General features: G+C 68.9%; 12 protein-coding genes. 10 read left to right on the top strand and 2 right to left on the bottom strand.

All coding sequences use genetic code 11. The features are described from left to right. Positions 1 to 112 precede the first annotated feature (112 nt). The 10 genes from ASG12_RS00700 (at position 113) to ASG12_RS00655 (ending at position 18,365) form a co-directional block, all read left to right on the top strand. Positions 113 to 1,051: an alpha/beta hydrolase gene (locus tag ASG12_RS00700; protein WP_443089066.1), complete on the top strand. Its 939-nt coding sequence runs from the start codon at positions 113 to 115 to the stop codon at positions 1,049 to 1,051. 181 nt (positions 1,052 to 1,232) lie between these two features. Further along, the gene (locus tag ASG12_RS00695; RefSeq protein ID WP_235455684.1) at positions 1,233 to 3,158 is read left to right on the top strand and encodes an alpha/beta hydrolase-fold protein; all 1,926 of its coding nucleotides are present in this window, start codon (positions 1,233 to 1,235) and stop codon (positions 3,156 to 3,158) included. Between the two features lie 4 nt (positions 3,159 to 3,162). Further along, the gene (locus ASG12_RS00690; RefSeq protein ID WP_055784141.1) at positions 3,163 to 3,774 is read left to right on the top strand and encodes a DUF732 domain-containing protein; all 612 of its coding nucleotides are present in this window, start codon (positions 3,163 to 3,165) and stop codon (positions 3,772 to 3,774) included. 6 nt (positions 3,775 to 3,780) lie between these two features. Next, positions 3,781 to 4,776, top strand: a complete 996-nt coding sequence (locus ASG12_RS00685; RefSeq protein ID WP_055784139.1) for a cutinase family protein — start codon at positions 3,781 to 3,783, stop codon at positions 4,774 to 4,776. A 127-nt stretch (positions 4,777 to 4,903) separates the two neighbouring features. Then, complete coding sequence (locus tag ASG12_RS00680) at positions 4,904 to 5,905, top strand: LLM class F420-dependent oxidoreductase (RefSeq protein WP_055784137.1); 1,002 nt, start codon at positions 4,904 to 4,906, stop codon at positions 5,903 to 5,905. Positions 5,906 to 6,201: 296 nt separating this feature from the next. Beyond that, entirely contained in the window at positions 6,202 to 8,100 is a 1,899-nt protein-coding gene (gene fadD32, locus ASG12_RS00675; protein WP_055784135.1) for a long-chain-fatty-acid--AMP ligase FadD32, read from the top strand. An 11-nt stretch (positions 8,101 to 8,111) separates the two neighbouring features. Next, positions 8,112 to 13,409, top strand: a complete 5,298-nt coding sequence (gene pks13 / locus ASG12_RS00670; RefSeq protein ID WP_055784133.1) for a polyketide synthase Pks13 — start codon at positions 8,112 to 8,114, stop codon at positions 13,407 to 13,409. Continuing rightward, positions 13,409 to 14,956 (top strand): acyl-CoA carboxylase subunit beta, encoded by a 1,548-nt coding sequence (locus ASG12_RS00665; RefSeq protein WP_055784131.1) that lies wholly within the window; start codon positions 13,409 to 13,411, stop codon positions 14,954 to 14,956. The genes pks13 and ASG12_RS00665 overlap by 1 nt, the downstream gene beginning before the upstream one ends. A 155-nt stretch (positions 14,957 to 15,111) precedes the next feature. Then, complete coding sequence (locus tag ASG12_RS00660) at positions 15,112 to 16,767, top strand: MFS transporter (protein WP_082501520.1); 1,656 nt, start codon at positions 15,112 to 15,114, stop codon at positions 16,765 to 16,767. Beyond that, positions 16,764 to 18,365 (top strand): NAD-dependent epimerase/dehydratase family protein, encoded by a 1,602-nt coding sequence (locus ASG12_RS00655; protein ID WP_055784130.1) that lies wholly within the window; start codon positions 16,764 to 16,766, stop codon positions 18,363 to 18,365. The genes ASG12_RS00660 and ASG12_RS00655 overlap by 4 nt, the downstream gene beginning before the upstream one ends. Here the strand turns inward: ASG12_RS00655 and ASG12_RS00650 are convergent. Together ASG12_RS00650 and ASG12_RS00645 are read right to left on the bottom strand one after the other, a co-directional pair. Further along, positions 18,331 to 18,840: a DUF2505 domain-containing protein gene (locus tag ASG12_RS00650; protein ID WP_055784127.1), complete on the bottom strand. Its 510-nt coding sequence runs from the start codon at positions 18,838 to 18,840 to the stop codon at positions 18,331 to 18,333. The two genes, ASG12_RS00655 and ASG12_RS00650, sit on opposite strands and share 35 nt — an antisense overlap. Before the next feature lie 8 nt (positions 18,841 to 18,848). Next, entirely contained in the window at positions 18,849 to 20,204 is a 1,356-nt protein-coding gene (locus tag ASG12_RS00645) for an aminotransferase class I/II-fold pyridoxal phosphate-dependent enzyme (RefSeq protein WP_082501518.1), read from the bottom strand. Between the last annotated feature and the right edge of the window lie 101 nt (positions 20,205 to 20,305).

Genomic DNA, 20,305 nt, shown 5'->3' with positions numbered 1-20,305 from the left:
CCGACACCGTCGGTGTGGACAGAGTTACCGACTTCGTCGGTGGCGGACAGAGAGAGAGCACCACTCGATGCGTGTGAGTTCACGAGCCCGCAGGTCCGGGACCCAGTTCTCGATGATGAAGCGCCTGATGGCCGCATTCGTGGCGCTCGCCGCGATGTCGTCGGTCGCCGTGGTCGTCGGATCGGGCACCGCCTCGGCCGCACCCCGCGTGCAGCAGTACTTCATCGACGGCTGCGGCATGCCCGCGGTGAAGGTCCGCATGTGGACCAAGCCGGGCAACTACAAGACCGTCATCGCGCTCGACGGTCTGCGCGCCACCAATGACGTCAGCGGCTGGGAGCACAACACCCGCATCCAGGACATGGCCGACTCCGGCGTCAACGTCGTGGAGCCCATCGGTGGACTCGCCAGCTTCTACAGCGACTGGAACGCGCCCAGCAACTTCAACAACCAGCCCTACCGCTACCGCTGGAGCTGTGCGATCAACCAGCGTCTGATCCCCGAGCTCGACCGCCGCGGCCTCGCCGTCGGCCGCACGGGCAAGTACGCGATCATGGGCATCTCCATGGGCGGCAACTCCGCCATGGTGATCGGCGCGAACAACCCGCGCATCGACCACATGTTCTCGATGTCGGGCTACCTGAACCTCTCTGCGCCCGGTATGCGCGAGGCCATCCGTATCGCCCTTCTCGACGCGGGCATCGAGGCCGGTGTCGGCCCGTTCAACTCCGACTCGATGTGGGGACCGCCGACCAGCGTGCGCTGGCTCGAGAACGACCCGTTCGTGCAGATCGGCAAGATGCGCGGCAAGAAGGTCCGTGTCGCCTCGGGCAGTGGCCTCCAGGGCCGTTTCCCGACCGACTTCCTCGGCCTGATCCAGGGCGCCCCGCTCGAGGCGCTGTCGCTGGCCCAGTCGCGTGCCTTCCAGGTGCAGGCATTGGTCAACGGCGTCCAGATCACCTCGGACTTCCCGTCCACCGGTCTGCACGCCTGGGGCTACTGGTCGGACATGGTGTTCCGCGCCAAGAACCAGGGATGGTTCCGGGACTGACACCCACCCGCGACTGGTGAGTCACAGAAACCTCACAAGTCACATCAATTCACAGTAGTCACAGTGTGGCGTCCACACTTCGCAGCGCCCTACGTGTAGACCTCTACACGTAGGGCGTTCTGCTGCCGGTGACGATGCCGGAATCGACGGTTCACGAGACCGTCGACCACGAGCAGAACCGATGGTGGCGAAGGAGTATCGGTCGATGCGGGTGTGGCGGCGCGGAGTTCTCGGGGCAGCAGCCGGTCTGACCGCGCTCCTCATGGTGAGCGGTACGGGCGTCGCGGCGTCGGCACCGGACGGTTCCGACGCGCCCGCCGCGTCGACCTCCCCCTCGGCACCGGCCGCGCCGGCGTCTTCGGCCGATCCCGCCCCCGCCGCCACCTCGGTGGCCCCGGTCGCGGGCGTGCGGGTGACCAACACCTTCTGGTACTCCGACCGGCGCGTGGCGATCTGGGTCTACTCGCCGGCGATGGGCACCAACATCCAGGTGCAGTTGCTGCTGGCCCGCGACTGGAACCAGTCGCCCCAGGAGCGCTTCGCCCAGCTGTACATGCTCGACGGCCTGCGGGCTCAGAACGACAACAACGGCTGGACCATCAACACCGACGTCGAGAACTTCTACAAGGACAAGAACGTCAACGTCGTCCTCCCGGTGGGCGGCGAGTCGAGCTTCTACACCGACTGGAAGCAGCCCGACAACGGCAAGAACTACCAGTGGGAGACGTTCCTGACCAAGGAACTCCCGCCGATCCTGCAGGGCCAGTGGCGGTCCACCGATGTCCGTGGCGTCGAGGGCCTGTCGATGGGCGGCAGCGCCGCGATGATGCTGTCCGAGCGCAACCCCGGCTTCTTCCGCTTCGCGGCGTCGTTCTCGGGCATCCTGCAGCTCAGCTCGTTCGGCATGCCGCAGGCCGTGCAGTTCGCCGTCCGCGACGCCGGCGGATACGACTCGGCGAAGATGTTCGGCCCGCCGTCGGATCCGGCGTGGAAGGAACACGACCCCTACCTGCACGCCGACAAGCTCAAGGGGATGAGCCTCTACGTCTCGTCGGGCAACGGTCTGATCGGCCAGTACGACACACCGTCGACGCTGCCGTACCTGGCCACCAACTACGCGGGTGTCGGGCTCGAGGTCCTCTCCCGCGTCACCTCCACCCAGTTCGCCACCACGCTCAACCGCATGGGTATCGCCGCCCAGGTCGTGTACCGGCCGTCGGGCACCCACACGTGGCCGTACTGGGAGTTCGAGATGCACCAGGCGTGGCCGCAGGCCGCCCGTGCGCTCGGTGTCGCCTCCGACACCCCCAAGTGCTCGGTGAGCGGCGCCATCCAACCCGTGTCGGTCAAGCATCGTGAGCTCGGCGAGTGCCTCACGCCCGAATACGGCGTCCCCGGCGGCCGGGCGCAGGACTTCCGTGGCGGACGTGTCATCTGGTCGGCCTCGACGGGCGCCCACGTGGTGGCCGGCGCGATCGGCGGTGCCTACGTGGCCGCCGACGGTCCGGGCGGATACCTCGGTTTCCCGGTGAGCGACGAGCTCGGCACGCCCGACCGCAAGGGACGTCTCAACAAGTTCCAACGCGGTTACGTCTACTGGACGCAGGCGACCGGCGCCCACCCGGTGACCGGGGCCATCCTCGCCGACTGGGGCAAGAGCGGTTACGAGCGCGGACCGCTCGGATACCCCACCGGCGACGAGGTCGACACCCCGAACGACAAGGGGCGCGTCCAGGGATTCCAGATCGGCGCCTACTACTGGACCGCGAAGACCGGGGCCCACTCGGTGCAGGGCGAGATCATCAAGAAGTACGCCAAGACCGGGTACGAGGGCGGCTACCTGGGCTTCCCGACCAGCAACGAGATCGGCGCGGCCCGCGGTGGGCGGTTCAACCGCTTCGAGGGCGGCAACATCTACTGGACGCCGGCCAAGGGCGCCTTCGCACTCCCGAGCGGACCGGTCTTCGACGCCTGGGCGACCGTGGGCTTCGAGGGCGGCCGCCTGGGTTACCCGATCAGTGACCAGTTCCAGGTCACCGGCGGTGACCGCGTCAACTTCGAGCGCGGGTACATCGAGGTCGTCAACGGGGTCGCGACCATCCGCTGACGCGATGGGTAGCCTGGCGCAGGCCGTCGGGCGCGCACACGCGTTCGCCGACGAGAACGGACCAGATCAGCGAGGACGTGAGATGAACAAGCAGTGGATGCGGGTGCTCGTGGCGACCGCCGGGGCCGCGGTGACCGTGGGCGTCGCCGGATGTGGCAGCGGCGACTCCACCGTCAGTGCCCCCGACAGCGTGTCGAGTTCGGTCGTCGCGACGAGTTCGGCGCCGTCGTCGTCGGCCACCTCCTCGGGTGCACCGTCGTCCACCGCGGCGAGCAGCGCTCCCGAATCCGGTTCGGCCGCAACCGCTCCCGGCACCCAGACCTCGGCGCCGGCGGGCTTCCCCGGTGGCGCGTCACCGGCTCCGCAGGGCAGCAAGGGCGCGGCCTACCTCGCCGAACTCAAGCGCACCGGCGTCGAGTTCCCGAACGACCCCGACAACGCCGTGGCGTTCGCGACCGCGGAGTACGTGTGCTCGAGCAAGGCCTCCAACACCGACGCCCTGCAGATCAAGACCTACGTCACCGCGTTCGTCGCGTCGGGCACCACCGACGCCGCGGCGGCCTCGGCCAAGGCCGACAAGGTGATCGCCGCCGCCACGTCGACCTACTGCAAGTAGCCCGCCATGCCTCCCCGGCCCCGTACCACCGATCCGCGTCGTCGCCGGCGCCGGATCGTCATCGGCGTGATCCTCGGCGTCGTGGTGCTCGCGATCATCGCGATCATCCTGGTGGTCGCCCTCATCGTCTCGCTGCTGCGTCCGTCGCCACCGGGACCCGGGCCCGGTCCGGGACCGTCGAGCAGCGCGCAGCGTCCGAGCGCGCAGTCGGCCGACTGCCCCGACGTGCAGGTGATCGTCGTGCCCGGTACCTGGGAGTCCTCGGCGAACGACGACCCGTACGCGCCGTCGGCGAACCCGGCGTCGTTGATGCTGAAGGTGTCGCGGCCCCTCGGCGAGGCCTTCCCGGGCTCGCGGGCCGACGTCTACACGGTTCCCTATGTCGCACAGTTCCGTAACCCGACGAACCCGGCCGATCGCACCACCGACTACAACACCTCGCGTGCGCAGGGCACGGCCCGCGCCAAGGGCAAGATCACCGAGGTCAACCAGCGGTGCCCGCTGACGAGCTATGTCCTGATGGGCTTCTCGCAGGGCGCGGTCATCGTCGGCGACATCGCCTCCGACATCGGCAACGGACGCGGACCGGTGGCGCAGGACCTCGTGCTCGGCGTGGGCCTCATCGCCGACGGTCGGCGCCAGCCCGGCGAGGCGAAGACGCCGGGCCCCGACCCGAAGGGCGTCGGCGCCGAGGTGGCGCTCGGCGGGTTCGGCGGGATCGTCCCCGGCATCGCGATGACCGGCGGCCGTCCCGGCGCGTTCGGCGACCTCAAGGACCGCACGTATTCGATCTGCGCCGAGGGCGACCTCGTGTGCGATTCGCCGACCATCCTCAACCCGATCGACGCACTCGGGAAGCTCGCCGGCGCCATCAACAACCCGGTCCACGCGCTCTACGCCACCACGCGGTACTGGAACGACGACGGCGCCTCGGCCACCCGGTGGATGTTCGGGTGGGCCCGGTCGCTGATCTCCGACGCCCCCCGCCCACCGCACACCTGACCCGGTGCGCGCACGCGGGCAGGAGTTGGGTACCGCAGCGCTGCCCACGTATCGTGTCCGGCGTTCACCCGACCGATTCGCCCTGCTGATCGGCGACACCGCCGATCGCAAGACATGAGGAGTGCCGATGACGACCGACGCAGCCGCCACCACCCCGGCGTTGCGCCCGTTCCGATTCGCGGCCGGAGGTGAGGGCAACCGCGACGAGGGCGGCGCCCGCAAGTTCGTGGCCCTCGCCCAGCGGGCCGAGGAGTACGGGTTCGACACCTTCGCCATCCCCGACCACCTCGAGAACCAGGTCGGGCCGCTGGCCGCGCTCGGTGCGTTGAGCCAGGCGACCAGCACCATCCGGTTGGCGACGACGACGCTGGCCGCCGGCATGCGACACCCCGTGGTCCTGGCCAAGGAGGCCACCACCATCGACGTGCTGTCGAAGGGCCGCCTCGAACTCGGCATCGGGGCGTCGTGGCTGCGCGAGGACTTCGAGTCCGCGGGTATCCCGTTCGGCACCCCGGGTGAGCGTCTCCGCCAGCTCGACGAGGCGTTGCAGATCCTCGACGTGCTCCTGCGCGGTCAGGAGTGCACCTTCTCGGGCGACTACTACCAGGTCAAGGGTGTCGTCGGGGCGCCGCGACCGCGTCAGGGCCCGCGTCCGCCGATCATGGTCGGTGCGGGCGGCCCGCGCATGCTCGAACTCGCCGCACAGCACGCCGACATCATCTCGGTGGCCACCGGCAGCACCCCCGACGGACTGCTCAAGCTGTCGGACATGACGATCGAGAAGACCATCGAGCGCGTCGACCGGATCCGCCGCGCGGCCGGCAGCCGATTCGACGACATCGAGCTGAACTGGACGATCGCCACCATCCTCATCACCGACGATCGCGCGTCGACCGCCGAGATGATCCTCGGCGCCATCGACAGCGGCTTCCCGCCCAACCTCGCGAAGGACGCCGACCTCACGGTCGACGACATCCTGGCCTCGCCGTACATCATGTGTGGGTCGTTCGAGGAGATCGCCGAGCAGATCCGCACCGTGCGTGAGCGCACGACGATGTCGTACGTGGGGGTGTTCCCGACACAGATGGATGCCTTCGCACCGGTGATCCCACTGTTGAGGGGGACATGATGGCCGCCCTGTGGGGTGATGTGCGACCACAGTTTGCAGGGGTGAACCCGACAGACCGTTCGCAACGGCTAACATACTCGGAGTTTGACGTGCCATCGACAGCGTCGGCCGTGGGGAGCCGAGGGTGCCGGTCACACAGTGGTGCGTTCACTCGAAGGAAACGCTGGGGGACGGATCCGAGGCCAGGTCATCGACGACTGCCCGACGATTCCCGGCGCCGCCGAGCCACGACGTGGACCGGCTGTAGCGACGACGGCGACCGACGATCGGGGTAGACGATGTCAACAGGAGTCCACATGAAGAACGCGTTCGACGATTTCCTCGATGAGACCGGCAACATCCACTTCAGCGACGACGACACCCTGGTCGACTACGTGGAGCGCAACGTCCGTGAGAAGGCCGACACCCTGGCCTACCGGTTCATGGACTACAGCCGTGAGCGCGATGGCGAGGCCATCGAGCTGACGTGGGCACAGTTCGGCAAGCGCCTGCGCGCCATCGCCGCGCGCCTGCAGCAGGTGACCAAGCCGGGCGATCGCGTCGCCATCCTGGCGCCGCAGTCACTCGAGTACGTCATCGGGTTCTTCGGCTCGCTGTACGCGGGCAACATCGCGGTGCCGCTGTTCTCCCCGGACGAGCCGGGTCACACCGACCGACTGCACGCGGTCCTCGGTGACTGCACCCCGAGTGCGATCCTCACCGCGTCGAAATCGGCCGAGGCGGTCCGCGACTTCTTCAAGCACCTGCCGGCCAAGGAACGACCGCGTGTGATCGCGGTCGACGCCGTCCCCGACTCGGTCGGCGAGACGTGGCGCAAACCTCTGCCCCACCTGCACGACATCGCGTACCTGCAGTACACCTCGGGATCCACCCGCACCCCGGCCGGTGTCGAGATCACCTACGAGTCGGTCTCGGCGAACGCGCTGCAGATGATCGAGGCGATGCACCTCACCGACGACTCGCGTGGCGTGACCTGGCTGCCGATGTTCCACGACATGGGCCTGCTGACCATCATCATCCCGGCGCTGGGCGGCAAGTACATCACCATCATGAGCCCGGCGGCGTTCGTCCGGCGGCCCGGTCGGTGGATCAACGAGCTCGCCGCGCTGAGTGACGGAGCCGGCACCTTCGCGGCCGCACCGAACTTCGCCTACGAGCACGCCGCGGCCCGAGGTCTGCCGAGAGAAGGCGAGACCCTCGACCTCAGCAACGTCATCGGCCTGATCAACGGCAGCGAGCCCGTCACGGTCAGCTCGATGAAGAAGTTCACCGAGGCCTTCGAGCCCTACGGACTGTCGAAGACCGCGATCAAGCCCTCCTACGGCATGGCCGAGGCGACGTTGTTCGTCTCCACCTCCACGCGCGACACCGAGGCCAAGGTCATCTACGTCGACCGCGAAGCCCTCAACCAGGGTCGGTTCGAGCTCGTCGACGAGACCACGCCGGGTGCCGTCGCGCAGGTCTCCTGCGGGCAGGTGGCGGTGAGCCAGTGGGCCGCGATCGTCGATTCCGAGACCGCCACCGAGCGACCCGACGGCCACGTGGGGGAGATCTGGCTCAACGGCATCAACCTCGGCCACGGGTACTGGGGCAACGAGGCCGAGACCAAGAACACGTTCCGCAACAGCCTGATCCATCCGCTGGAGACGGGCAGCCACTCCGAGGGTGCCCCCGACAACGACCGCTGGTTGCGCACCGGTGACTACGGCGTCTGGTTCGAGAACGAGCTGTACGTGACCGGTCGCGTGAAGGACCTCGTCATCGTCGACGGCCGCAACCACTACCCGCAGGACCTCGAGTTCAGCGCTCAGGAGGCGAGCACCGCGCTGCGCCCCGGGTTCGTGGCCGCGTTCGCCGTGCCGGCCAACCAGCTACCCGCCGAGGTGTTCGCATCGTCGGCGAGCGGTCTGAAGTTCGACGCCGACGACGCCTCCGAGCAGCTCGTCATCGTCGCTGAGCGCAACACCGGCAAGCGCGCCGACCCGCAGGAGGTCGCCGACATCGTGCGCGCCGCCATCGCCCAGCGGCACGGTGTGATGGCGCGTGACGTGCTGATGGTGCCCGCGGGATCGATCCCCCGTACCTCCAGTGGCAAGATCGCCCACACGGCGTGCAAGAACGCCTACATCGACGGAACGCTGCGCGGTGGCCACACCCAGACGGCCTTCCCCGACGCTCCTGACGCCACTCCATAGACTGGATCTCGATGTCTGAACTGAATAGCGACACCCACGTCCCCACAGCACCCGACGCTGACCCGGCGACCAGCAACGACGGCGAGACGGCCGGCGATCTGACGGTCGCCGAACTGCGCGACTGGTTGCGGGACTGGGTCTCCACCGCCACCGGCATGCCCGCCGATCAGATCTCCGACGACCGCCCGATGGAGGAGTTCGGTCTCGCCTCGCGCGACGCGGTGGCCATGGCTGCCGACATCGAGGACAAGACCGGGGTCCTGCTCACCGCGACCGTCGCCTACCAGCACCCGACGATCGCGTCGCTGGCCAAGCGCATCATCGAGGGCGATCCCGACGAGGGTCTCGAGGTCGACGAGGACGCGGCGTTCTACCACCGCGATCGTCCCGCCGACGACGACATCGCGATCGTGGGTGTCGCGACCCGTTTCCCCGGCGCCGGCCACACCCCGGAGTCGACGTGGGATCTGCTGATCAACGGCCGCTCGGGCACCGGGGACCTCCCCGAGGACCGCTGGACGGAGTTCAAGGCCGAGCCGCGCCTGGCCAAGGTGCTCGCCGAGAGCAACATCCGCGGTGGCTACCTCGACGACGTGAAGGGCTTCGACGCCGACTTCTTCCAGATGTCGCCGCGTGAGGTCGAGATGGTCGACCCGCAGCAGCGGCTCGCGCTCGAGCTCACGTGGGAGGCGCTCGAGCACGCGCACATCCCGCCGAGCGACCTCAAGGGTGGGCAGGTCGGTGTCTACATCGGCAGCTCCACGAACGACTACCAGATGCTCGCGGTCGCCGATCCCGAGGCAATGGGTGACACCGCGGCGTATGCGCTGACCGGTACGTCGACGGCCATCGTCGCCAACCGCGTCTCGTACTTCTACGACTTCCACGGCCCGTCGGTCGCCCTCGACACGGCGTGTTCGTCGTCGTTGGTCGCGGTGCACCAGGCGGTGCGCAGCCTCCGGTCGGGGGAGACCGACGTGTGTGTCGCCGGTGGCGTCAACATGTTGATCTCGCCCGCGGCCACCCTCGGTTTCGACCGCGTCGGTGTGCAGGCGAAAGACGGTCGTATCAAGGCGTTCTCGGCCGACGCCGACGGCATGATCCGCGGTGAGGGCGGCGGGTTGATGATCCTCAAGCGCGTCGCCGACGCGCGCCGCGACGGCGACACCATGCTCGCGATCATCGCCGGCTCGGCGGTCAACTCCGACGGCCGGTCCAACGGTCTGCCCGCGCCGAACCCCGAGGCGCAGGTCGCGATGCTGCGGACCGCCTACCGCGACGCCGCGATCGACCCGCGCTCGGTCGACTACATCGAGGCCCACGGCACCGGCACCATCCTCGGCGACCCGATCGAGGCCGACGCACTCGGCCGCGTCCTCGGGCGCGGTCGCGACATCGACAAGCCGACCCTGCTCGGCTCGGCGAAGACGAACTTCGGCCACCTCGAGTCCGGTGCGGGTGCGGCCGGGCTCATCAAGCTGGTGCTCGCGCTGCAGAACGACAAGTTGCCGCCGTCGCTGAACTACTCCGGCCCCAACCCCTACATCCAGTTCGAGGCGACCCGCCTGCGGGTCATCACCGAGCCCACCGACTGGCCGCGCTACGCCGGTCACGCCGTGGCGGGTGTGTCGGGCAACGGTTTCGGTGGGACCAACGCGCACGTGGTGGTGCGCGAGGTGCTGCCCACCGACCTCGTCGAGCCGGTGGCGGCACCGGTGCCCGCGACGTCCGGGGCCGGCGATCTCGATCGGGCCGACCTGTCGCACTCCTCGGCCGACCGCGGTGACCTCGACCCGTACGACGATGACGACGACGATTACCTGACCGACGCCGAGAAGGCCGCGCGCGGGATGTTCGCCACGACCGCCACCGCGCCGGTGGAGGAGGTCGCCCCGACGGTCGATCCGCTGGCCGGGTACGCGCCGAGCGCCGTGGCCGGATCCGTGGTGCCCCTGGTGATCTCGGGCTTCCTGCCCTCGCGTCGTCGCAAGACCGCGACCGACCTGCTGGAGTGGCTCGAGTCCGACGAGGGCCGTGCCACCCCGCTGGCCGACATCGGTCGATCGCTGGCCCACCGCAACCACGGCCGCAGCCGCGCGGTGATCATGGCCCACAGCCACGACGACGCCGTCGCCGGTGTGCGCGCGGTCGCCGAGGGCAAGAACAGCCCGCTGGTGTTCAGCTGCGACACCCCCGACCCCGCGTCGGCGGTGTGGCTGCTGTCGGGCTTCGGCTCACAGCACCGCAAGATGGCCAAGCAGCTCTATCTGGACAACCCGGTGTTCGCCGCCGCGGTCGACGAGGTCGACGGCTTCGTCCAGCACGAGCTCGGCTACTCCATCGCGGAGATGTTCACCGACGACGAGCAGACCTACGGCATCGAGACCGCGCAGGTCGGCATCTTCACGATCCAGGTCGGACTGTTCGAGCTCCTGCGCCATCACGGCGCGCAACCCGGTGTGCTGGTGCCCCATTCGATGGGTGAGGCATCGGCGGCGTACCTCAGCGGCGGGTTGTCGCTCGAGGACGCCACCCGGGTCATCTGCCAGCGCTCGCGTCTCATGGGCGAGGGCGAGGCCAGCCTCGAGGGCGACGACATCCGCCTCATGGCGCTGGTGGAGTACAGCGCCGACGACATCACCGGTGTCCTGGCCGACTACCCGGGTCTCGAGATCTGCGTGTACGCCGCCCCGACCCACACCGTGATCGGTGGGCCCGAGGCCGAGGTCGACGCGATCGTCGCGCGCGCGGAGTCCGAGGGGAAGCTCGGTCGCAAGCTGCAGACCAAGGGCGCGAGCCACACCGCGCAGATGGACCCGCTGCTCGGCGAACTCGCCTACGAGCTCACCGGGATCGAGCCGCTGCGCCCCACCGTCGGCTTCTACAGCTCGATCGACCGCGAGACGTTCTACCGTCCGGGCCACGAGCCGGTCCACACCATCGACTACTTCACCAAGGGCCTGCGGCACTCGGTGTGGTTCTCGCAGGCCATCGCGAAGTCCGTCGAGAACGGGCACCGCACCTTCATCGAGTTGTCGCCGAACCCGGCGGTGCTGATCTCGGTCGCCGCGGTGACCTTCGGTGCCGGTCTGCACGACGCCGAGCTCATCGAGACCTTGCGGCGCAAGGAGGACGAGAACCTCGGCTGGGTCACCGCCCTGATGAAGCTGTACGTCCACGGCCACCGCGTCGACGTGGCGTCGCTGTTCGGTGCCGGCGAGTTCGCCGACATCCCGCGGACGCGCTTCGAGCGCAAGGACTTCTGGATGCGTGCGGTCATCAACGGCGGCGCGGGCGCCAACCGCGTCCCCGGCTCGCATGTCGCGCTGCCCGACGGTCGTCACGCGTGGGAGGTGGCCGCCTCGGTCGTCACCGATCCGCGGGAGCTCGTCGCGGCCGCCGCGACCCAGGTCCTCACCGACGTCCGCGTCGGCGCGGTCGAGACCCGCGGCGAGATGCCCACGGCCGGAACCGTCACCACCACGTTCACCCCGCACCCCGGCGGCGGTTCGCTGCAGGTGCACGGCAAGGACGCCGGCGGCGCCTTCACACTGCTGGCCGACGCCGTGGTCACCGCGGGCGCCGCACTGGGCGGCACCGCCGTCGCCGGCGAACCCATCACGACCCCCACCCCCGCCGAGGCGGCCCGCGCGTCGGGCTTCGTCGACGAGCGCGTGACCGTCGAGCCCGAGATCGTCGAGGACGCCGGTGCGCGATGGGATCCCGAGAGCGGACAGAGCGTCGACGACCGTGTGGCGTCGATCATCGCCGAGTCGATGGGCTACGAAGCGGAGGACCTGCCGCGGGAGATCCCTCTGATCGAGCTGGGTCTCGACTCGCTGATGGCGATGCGGATCAAGAACCGTGTCGAGTACGAGTTCGACATCCCGCAGATGCAGCTGCAGGCGATGCGCGAGGCCGATCTGCGTGACGTCGTGAAGTTCGTCAGTTACGCCGTGGAACACCGCGACGAGGTGGCGGCCCTCGCCGCCGACGCCGAGGGCGGCGGCGAGATCGACACCGCGGCCATCGCCGAGCTGATCGACTCGACGTCCACACCGGCTGCCGCGGCGGCACCTGCCGCCGAGCCGACCGCCCCTGCGGCGGAGCCGGACCCCGCGCCGACCGAGCCCGCGCCGAGCGAACCCGCGCGTCCTGCCGCACAGGCGGGTGACCTCATCAGTCAGGCCGCGGTGGCCGCGGCCGCGGGTGCCGACGTGCCCCCGCGTGATGCGGCCGAGCGCCTCACCTTCGGTGTGTGGGCCATGGTCACCGGCACGTCGGCCGGCGGCATCTTCAACCCGCTGCCCGTGCTCGACGAGGAGACCGCCGAGAAGTTGACGGCACGGTTGTCCGAGCGGGCCGGCGGCGAGATCGACATCGAGGACGTGCTCGACGCGCAGACCATCGAGGACCTCTCGACCTATGTGCGTGACCAGCTCGAGGGCGGACAGGTCGACGGCTTCGTGCGGTACCTGCGCACAGTCGAGAACCCGACCCGCCCACCGCTGTTGCTGTTCCACCCCGCGGGTGGGTCGTCGATGGCGTACGAGGCGCTCATCAAGAAGTTGCCCGCCGATCTGCCGGTGATCGGCTTCGACCGGGTCGAGGGCAGCATCGAAGAACGTGTGCTGCAGTACATCCCGAAGCTGCGCGAGGTGGTCCCGACGGGGCCGTACGTGCTGGCGGGCTGGTCGCTCGGCGGCGCACTCGCCTACGGATGTGCGCAGGTGCTGCGCGAGCAGGGTGAGGACGTCGCGATGGTGGCACTGCTCGATGCGGTGCGGCCCAACGGTTCTCCCGAGGAGACCACCGACGAGAAGCGCGCCCGCCTCGAGCGGTACATGACGTTCGCCAAGCGCACCTACGGTGTGGACGACGTGCCGGTGCCGATGGACCGTCTCGTCGCGGCCGACGACGAGGGTCAGTTCCGCATCATCATGGAGCTGCTGTCGATGAGCAACGCCAAGATCCCCGGCGGCATCATCGAGCACCAGCGCACCTCGTTCCTCGACAACCGTGCGCTGTCGACGATCGAGCCGACCCGGTACGACGGCAAGGTGGTCCTCTACCGCGCCGACAAGATGCAGGACGGCGCAGTCGAACTCGAGCCCCGCTGGGGTGACATCCCCGAGGACGGTCGCTGGGGTGAGGTCGTCGACGATCTGGAGATCGTGCACATCGGTGGCGATCACCTCGCGCTCATCGACGAGCCCTACATCGGGCGGATCGGAGCCGACCTCACCACCCGGCTGGCCGACATCACGCGGCCCTCGGCCGCAGCGAGCGCCTCAGGAGGCACCAACTAGTGGACACCACCGCAGCCAAGCTGGCCGACCTCCGCGCACGACTGGAACTCGCGAAGGAACCGGGTGGCGAGAAGGCCATCGCCAAGCGCGCCGCGAAGGGGATCTGTTCTCCGCGTGAGCGTCTGGCGATGCTCTTCGATCCGGGCACCTTCGTCGAGTTCGGTCAGCTGGCCAAGCTGCCCGGCACCGACTCGAGCGGCTACGGCGACGGCGTGGTCACCGGACACGGTCTCGTCAACGGGCGTCCGGTCGCGGCGTTCAGCCACGACCAGACCGTGTTCGGCGGAACCGTCGGCGAGGTGTTCGGCCGCAAGGTGTCGATGCTGATGGAGTGGGCCGGCAAGATCGGCTGCCCCATGGTCGGCATCAACGACTCGGCCGGCGCCCGCATCCAGGACGCGGTCACGTCGCTGGCCTGGTACGCCGAGATGGGTCGACGCAACGACCTGCTCTCGGGTCTCGCGCCGCAGGTTTCGGTGATCCTCGGCAAGTGCGCCGGTGGCGCGGTCTACACCCCCGCGAACACCGACATCCTCGTGGCGGTGAAGGACTCGAGCTACATGTTCGTCACCGGCCCCGACGTGATCAAGCAGACCACCGGCGAGGAGATCGACGCCGAGGATCTCGGTGGCGCCCACAATCAGGCGCGCTGGGGCAACATCCACCACATCGCCGACACCGAGGCCGACGCCTTCGCATGGGTGCGCGAGTACCTCGACTACATGCCCTCGACGTGTCACGAGCGCCCGCCGGTGATCAATCCGGGACTCGAGCCCGAGATCACCGAGAGCGATCTGGGTCTCGATGACTTCCTGCCCGACAACGACAACGCCGGCTACGACATGCGCGACATCCTCGTCCGCATCTTCGACGACGGCGCGTTCCACGAGGTGTCGGAGATCTTCGCGCCCAACATCATCACCGGATACGCGCGCGTCGACGGACACAGTGTCGGCGTCGTGGCCAACCAGCCCAGCGTGATGGCCGGCGTGCTCGACACCGACAGCTCGGAGAAGGCGACGCGGTTCGTCCGCATCTGCAACGCCTTCAACATCCCGCTCGTGTTCGTCGTCGACACCCCGGGCATCCTCCCCGGCGTCGTCGAGGAGGCCAAGGGCACCATCCGCCGCTCGGGAAAGTTCCTCTTCGCCTACGTCGAGGCCGACGTGCCGAAGGTGACGGTGGTGGTCCGCAAGGCCTACGGCGGCGCGTACGCGGTGATGGGCTGCAAGCAGCTCGGCGCCGACATCAACTTCGCGTGGCCCACGGCCAAGATCGCCGTGATGGGTGCCGAATCGGCCGCGGCCATCCTCACCCGTCGGCAGACCGAGAACGCGACCCCGCACGAGGCCGACAAGATCCGCACCGACTTCATCAACTTCTACAACACGATGATGGCCACGCCGTACCTCGCCGCCGAACGCGGCTACGTCGACGCGGTCATCGAGCCGTCGCAGACGCGCCTGCAGCTGCGCAAGGCTTTGGCGCAGTTGCGGGACAAGCAGATGTCGCGCACACCGCGCAAGATGCTGTTGATGCCGGTCTAGGACCAGCGCGGACGCATCGGTTGGGCGGTGTCACAGGGCCGACGGGTGACACTGACACTCTCGACAGATGTTGAGAAACGCCGTACCCGGCGGTATCGCGCGAGGTTAGTCTGCGGGCGCCGCCCCTGCGGGGGCACCGACGCCCGAGGAGTCCCTTGTCCCGCACACGTCAGCTCTCCGCGTTCGCAGTGATCTGCGTGTGCGAGCTCCTCATCGTGCTCGACATGACGATCATCAACGTCGCGCTGCCGCAGATCGGCATCGAACTCGAGACGTCGATCACCGGCCTGCAGTGGGTCGTCGACGCCTACACGCTGACGTTCTCGGGCTTCCTGCTGGCCTTCGGCAACCTCGGCGACCGGTACGGCCGCAAGCTGATGCTCGCCGGCGGGCTCGCGGGCCTCGGGCTCTCGTCGATCATCGGCGCGGTCGCCGACGACATGGCGTGGGTGCTGGTGTCGCGGGCGCTGATGGGGTTCTTCGCCGCCGCGGTGCTGCCGGCGACGCTGGCGATCATCACGAACATCTTCCCCGACCCCAAGGAGAAGTCGCTCGCCATCGGTATCTGGTCGTCGATCGCCGGTGTCGCCGTGGCGATCGGGCCGATCTCCGGCGGCTATCTGCTCACGCACTTCTCGTGGCACTCGGTGTTCTGGCTGAACGTGCCCGTCGCCGCCGTCGCGCTGTTCCTCGCGTGGCGGCTGGTGCCGAACTCGAAGGCGGCGAGCGTCGGTCGGCTCGACTGGCCGGGCGTCGTGCTGTCGATCGCGGGCATCTCGATCGGTGTGTTCGCCATCATCGAGGCCCCGCGCTACGGCTGGCTGTCGGCGACCACGCTCATCGGTTTCGCGCTGTCGGTGGTCCTCATCGTCGCGTTCATCCGACGCGAGCTGACCACCGATTCACCGGTCCTCGACATGCGACTGTTCCGCATCCGGCCGTTCGCGTTGCCCGCCTTGGCCATCGCGGTCGGCTACTTCAGTCTCTTCGGCTTCCTCTTCCTCATCACCCAGTACTTCCAGGGGGTCCGCGAGTACACGCCGCTGGCCTTCGGCATCGCGACGCTGCCGTTCGCGGCGGCGCTGGCCGTGTCGGCACCGACGGCCACCGTGATCGCCCAGAAGGTCGGCACCATGCCGCCGTTGGTGCTCGGGTTGGTGCTCATCGGCGCAGGGCTCATCGTGGGCGGGCAGGTGGAACTCGACAGCTCCTACCTGACCCTCGTCCTGCCGGCGATGATCCTGCTCGCGATCGGCATCGCGATCATCCAGGGACCGGCGACCGAGTCGATCATGTCGTCGGTGCCGCTCGACGAGGCCGGCGCGGGCTCGGCGGTCAACGACACCACCCGGGAGATCGGCGGCACGCTCGGTGTCGCGGTGATCGGCTCGATCGCGAGCTCGTACTACCTGACCCACGTCCGGACGATCGTCGACGGCATCCCCGCCGGGCTGATGAACGACACCGAGAAGGAGTACGCGCGGTCCAGTGTGCTGAGCGTCCTGCAGATCCGGGAACGCGACATCCCCGCCTTCTTCGACCCCGCGCGCAACGCCCTCATCGACCAGATGAAACAGGCCGCGCTCACCGGCTCGGCGCACGCGTCGTACCTCGCGGCGGGGGCGGTGTTCGTGTGCGCAGTCGTCGTCGCGATCGGTCTGCCGCGGCGGTACCGCACGTCGGGCATCGTCGGTGATCAGGTCGAGACGCTGGCGAAGGAAGGAGTCGTGAAACAAGTTCTCGTAGAACAGGACACCGTGAGCGAGGGGGTCGCGAGCGAGGAGCGGCCGACCCCTCAGGGACAACGATGACGACCGTCGCCGTCACCGGCGCGACCAGCGATTTCGGTACCGCGATCCTCCCGGTCCTGTTGGCCGACCCCACGATCGACCGTGTGATCGGCCTGGGTCGGCGTGAGCCGCGGGTGCATCACAGCAAGCTCGACAACGTTCGCACCGACATCCGCTCCCCGGAGCTCGAGCGCGTGTTCGCCGGCTGCGACGTCGTCATCCACCTCGCGTTCGTCGTCGAGGAGCAGCGCGACAAGTCCGACTCCAGCGATGTGAACCTCGGAGGTTCGCGCAACACCATCGAGTGCGCGCACCGGGCGGGGGTGCGGCACATGGTGATCGCGTCGAGCGCGAGCGCCTACGGAGCCACCGATCTGCCCGTGCCGGTGACCGAGGACGAATTCCCCACCTCGGACCCGAGCCGCTACTACTTCTTCGACAAGGCCGAGGTCGAGCACTTCGTCGAGTGGTGGCTCCGGCGCCACCCGGGTGAGATGACCATCGCGATGCTGCGGCCCACGTTCGTGGTCGGCGCCGACGTCGCCAACGACGGCATCGACATGTTGACCGGCATGGCCATCGCCTTCCCCGACCCGTCGACGTCGCACTACCAGTTCATGACCCAGCACGACATGGCCCGCGCGTTCACCCTGGCCGCCGCGTCCGACCTCAGTGGCCCGTTCAACATCGCGCCCCGCGATCACACCCCGGTGCAGATCCTGGCGCGCATGCAGGGCCAGGCGGTCACGGCCGCGCCCCTACGGCTCCTGCGCCTCCTCGCCGACATCGGCTACCGCCTGCGGGTGGTGCCGTTCTCGTCGCACTGGATCTCCTCGGGTGAGGCCGCACTCGACCCGGATCTGTTCTGCCGCACCACCGGCTGGGAACCGTCGGCGTCGTCGAACGACGTCGCGGCCGCCATGGTCCTGCTCCGCGGCCGGCCCCTGTTCGGCGGGGCCGAGGTCCTTCCGTCGGCGCGGGTGGCCGAGGTCGCCCTCGAACCGGCGACACGCCGATTGCGCCGATGGGTCGAGACCGACCCGGCGATCGGGGAACTCATCGGCGACGTCGACGACGCTCTCGCGCGAACTCGTCACATCACCTTCGACACCCCCGTCGGCGGCGTGCACGCGCAGCTGCACCCGGGTGACGGCGGCCCGACGGTCGTGCTCGGTGTGGCCGGGCGCAACCACGCCCGCTATGTGACCCCGCTCGCCGCACGCCTTGCCAGCGACGGACTCACCGTCGTCGTCGTCGACACTCCGGGACACGGACTGAGCAGCGGTCGTCGCGGCACCCGCCGCGGTCACGCCCGTGCCGTCGACGCGGTGGCCGCCGTACAGCCGGATCCGTCGACCGTCGTCGTGGAACTCACCGGCCCGCAGCGCGGCCGACCGTCCGCGCCGGACGGGCCCGACGGCCTGCTCGACTTCCGGGCCGGCGCACGTCTGCCGTGGAAAGGGCGGGGCCGCAACGCCACCGCGGCGGCGGTGGCGACGAACACCAGGGTGACCGCCGGTGTGGCCGACGACCTGTGCACCGGGGAGGGTCAGCGTCGGATCGCCGAGGCCATCCTCGGCGCGGTCAGACGCGTGGGCGTGCCAGCCAGTCGAGGGTGAACTCCCGCTCGATCCGGAAACCCTCGGCCGTCTGCGCCATCATCATCTTCTCGACCATCGCCCCGACGACGGGCACCGACGCCGTGACCGTGCCCTCGAAGTGCATGTCGCACCGGTCGGGGCCCACGGCCCGCAGCTCGACACGGGCGTCGATGCTCGCGGGCATGGAGATCACCGTCGACACGAAGGTGCCTGCGGCGCGGGCGGTCTCGCGGGGCAGCCATGACTCGGTGTACTCCACGTTCACCCTCGACGGCACGAAACGTGTGAGGGCGGCGGGTATCGACGTGGCGGGGATCGGTTGGCGTACGACGGCGCGGAATCCCGACTTGTCGGCGGCGCAGCTGATCAGCTCACCGCCGCCCCCGGCCATCGTCGCGACGCGGTCGCGCCAGTAGCGCTCGTCGGTGAGCGTCGCGTACAGCCGCTCCATCGAGCACGGGTAGGGCTCGATGTGTGAGATCTCCGACGCCACCGGTGTTCTCAGCCCAGCGCCGAGGCCGGGACCCGCTCGTTCGCCAGCTCGGACGCGGCGTCGATGTCCTCGGGATCGTCCATCCCGGCGGCCTCGGCGGAACCGACCGCTCCCGCGGCGTAGTTGGTCGCGTCGGTCTCGGTGAAGTCCATCGGCGGCAGATGTCGTACGAGCGCGTCGATCGCGCGGTCGAGCTGGGAGTGGGTGTGCTCAGTCTGCACACACAGTCGAAGCATGGCCTTGTTCTGCGGGACGGCGGGGAACATCGCGACCGCGGCGAACACGCCCTCGTCGTACAGCTTTCGCCACGTGTTCGACACCCGCAGCTCGGTGTAGCAGAACGCCGGGACGATGGGGGAGACCACCTCGGTGCCGTCGGGGAGCGGTGAGGGCTCCACGGTCGGGATCCCGGCGGCGACGAGTCCGTCGCGCAGGTACTTCGCGTTCTCCAGTGTGCGGGTGCCGCGTTCGCGCCCCTCGTCGGTCTGCAGCATGCGCACCGAGGCGAGTGCCGCGCCGAGGGTGGCGGGGACGGCGGCCGTGGTGAACAGGAAGGTGCGGGCGTGGGCGCGTAGCGCGTCGACGATGTCGCGGTTGCCGCAGACGAATCCTCCGGTCGACCCGAGGCCCTTCGACAACGAACCCATGCGCACGTCGATACGCTTCTCCACGCCGTAGAGCTCGGCGGCGCCGGTGCGACGCTCACCGAGGACCCCGACGCTGTGGGCCTCGTCGACCATCAGCGCGGCGTCGTGCTTCTCGCAGACGTCGGCGATCGCGTCGAGTGGCGCGAGGTCGCCCTCCATCGAGTACAGACCGTCGACGATGACGAGTTTGGCTCCCACCGAACGACTCAGTCGCTCGTCGAGTTGTGCGGCGTTGTTGTGCCGGAACGCACGGATCTTGGCCCGGCTCAGACGCGCCGCGTCGTAGATGGAGGCATGCGCGGCCGAGTCGACGATGACCGTGTCACCGACGCCGACGAGCGCGGAGATGGCGCCCAGGTTGGCCTGGTAGCCGGTCGTGAACAGCAGCGCGTTCTTGGTGCCGTGCCACGCGGCGAGCTCGGCCTCGAGTTGCACGTGCAGATCGATCGTCCCATTGAGAAGTCGGCTGCCGGTGACCGTGGTGCCGTACTTGCGGAGCGCGGCCATCGCGGACTCGCGCACCTTCGGGTGGTCGGCCATGCCGAGGTAGTTGTTCGACCCGAGCATCACGCACTCGCGTCCCTCCACCGGGACGGTGGGCGCGTTGACGGAGTTCATCACGCGGTAGAAGGGCAGCTGGTCGCTGTCGCGCATCACGCGGTACGCCCAGACACGCTTGTCGTGGCGGATGCGGTCGAGAATCAATTGCGAAGACATGAAAACCCCCCGGTACGTGTGAGCGAGACGCTAGCGAGGTCTACAGCCGCGAGGGACGCCGATTGTCCACTTTCCACAACAGTCACAACCGGACTCAACAT

The organism is Williamsia sp. Leaf354 (assembly GCF_001424365.1).
In the GTDB taxonomy this organism is placed as follows: domain Bacteria; phylum Actinomycetota; class Actinomycetes; order Mycobacteriales; family Mycobacteriaceae; genus Williamsia_A.
This window is presented reverse-complemented; position numbering and strand designations above follow the sequence as displayed.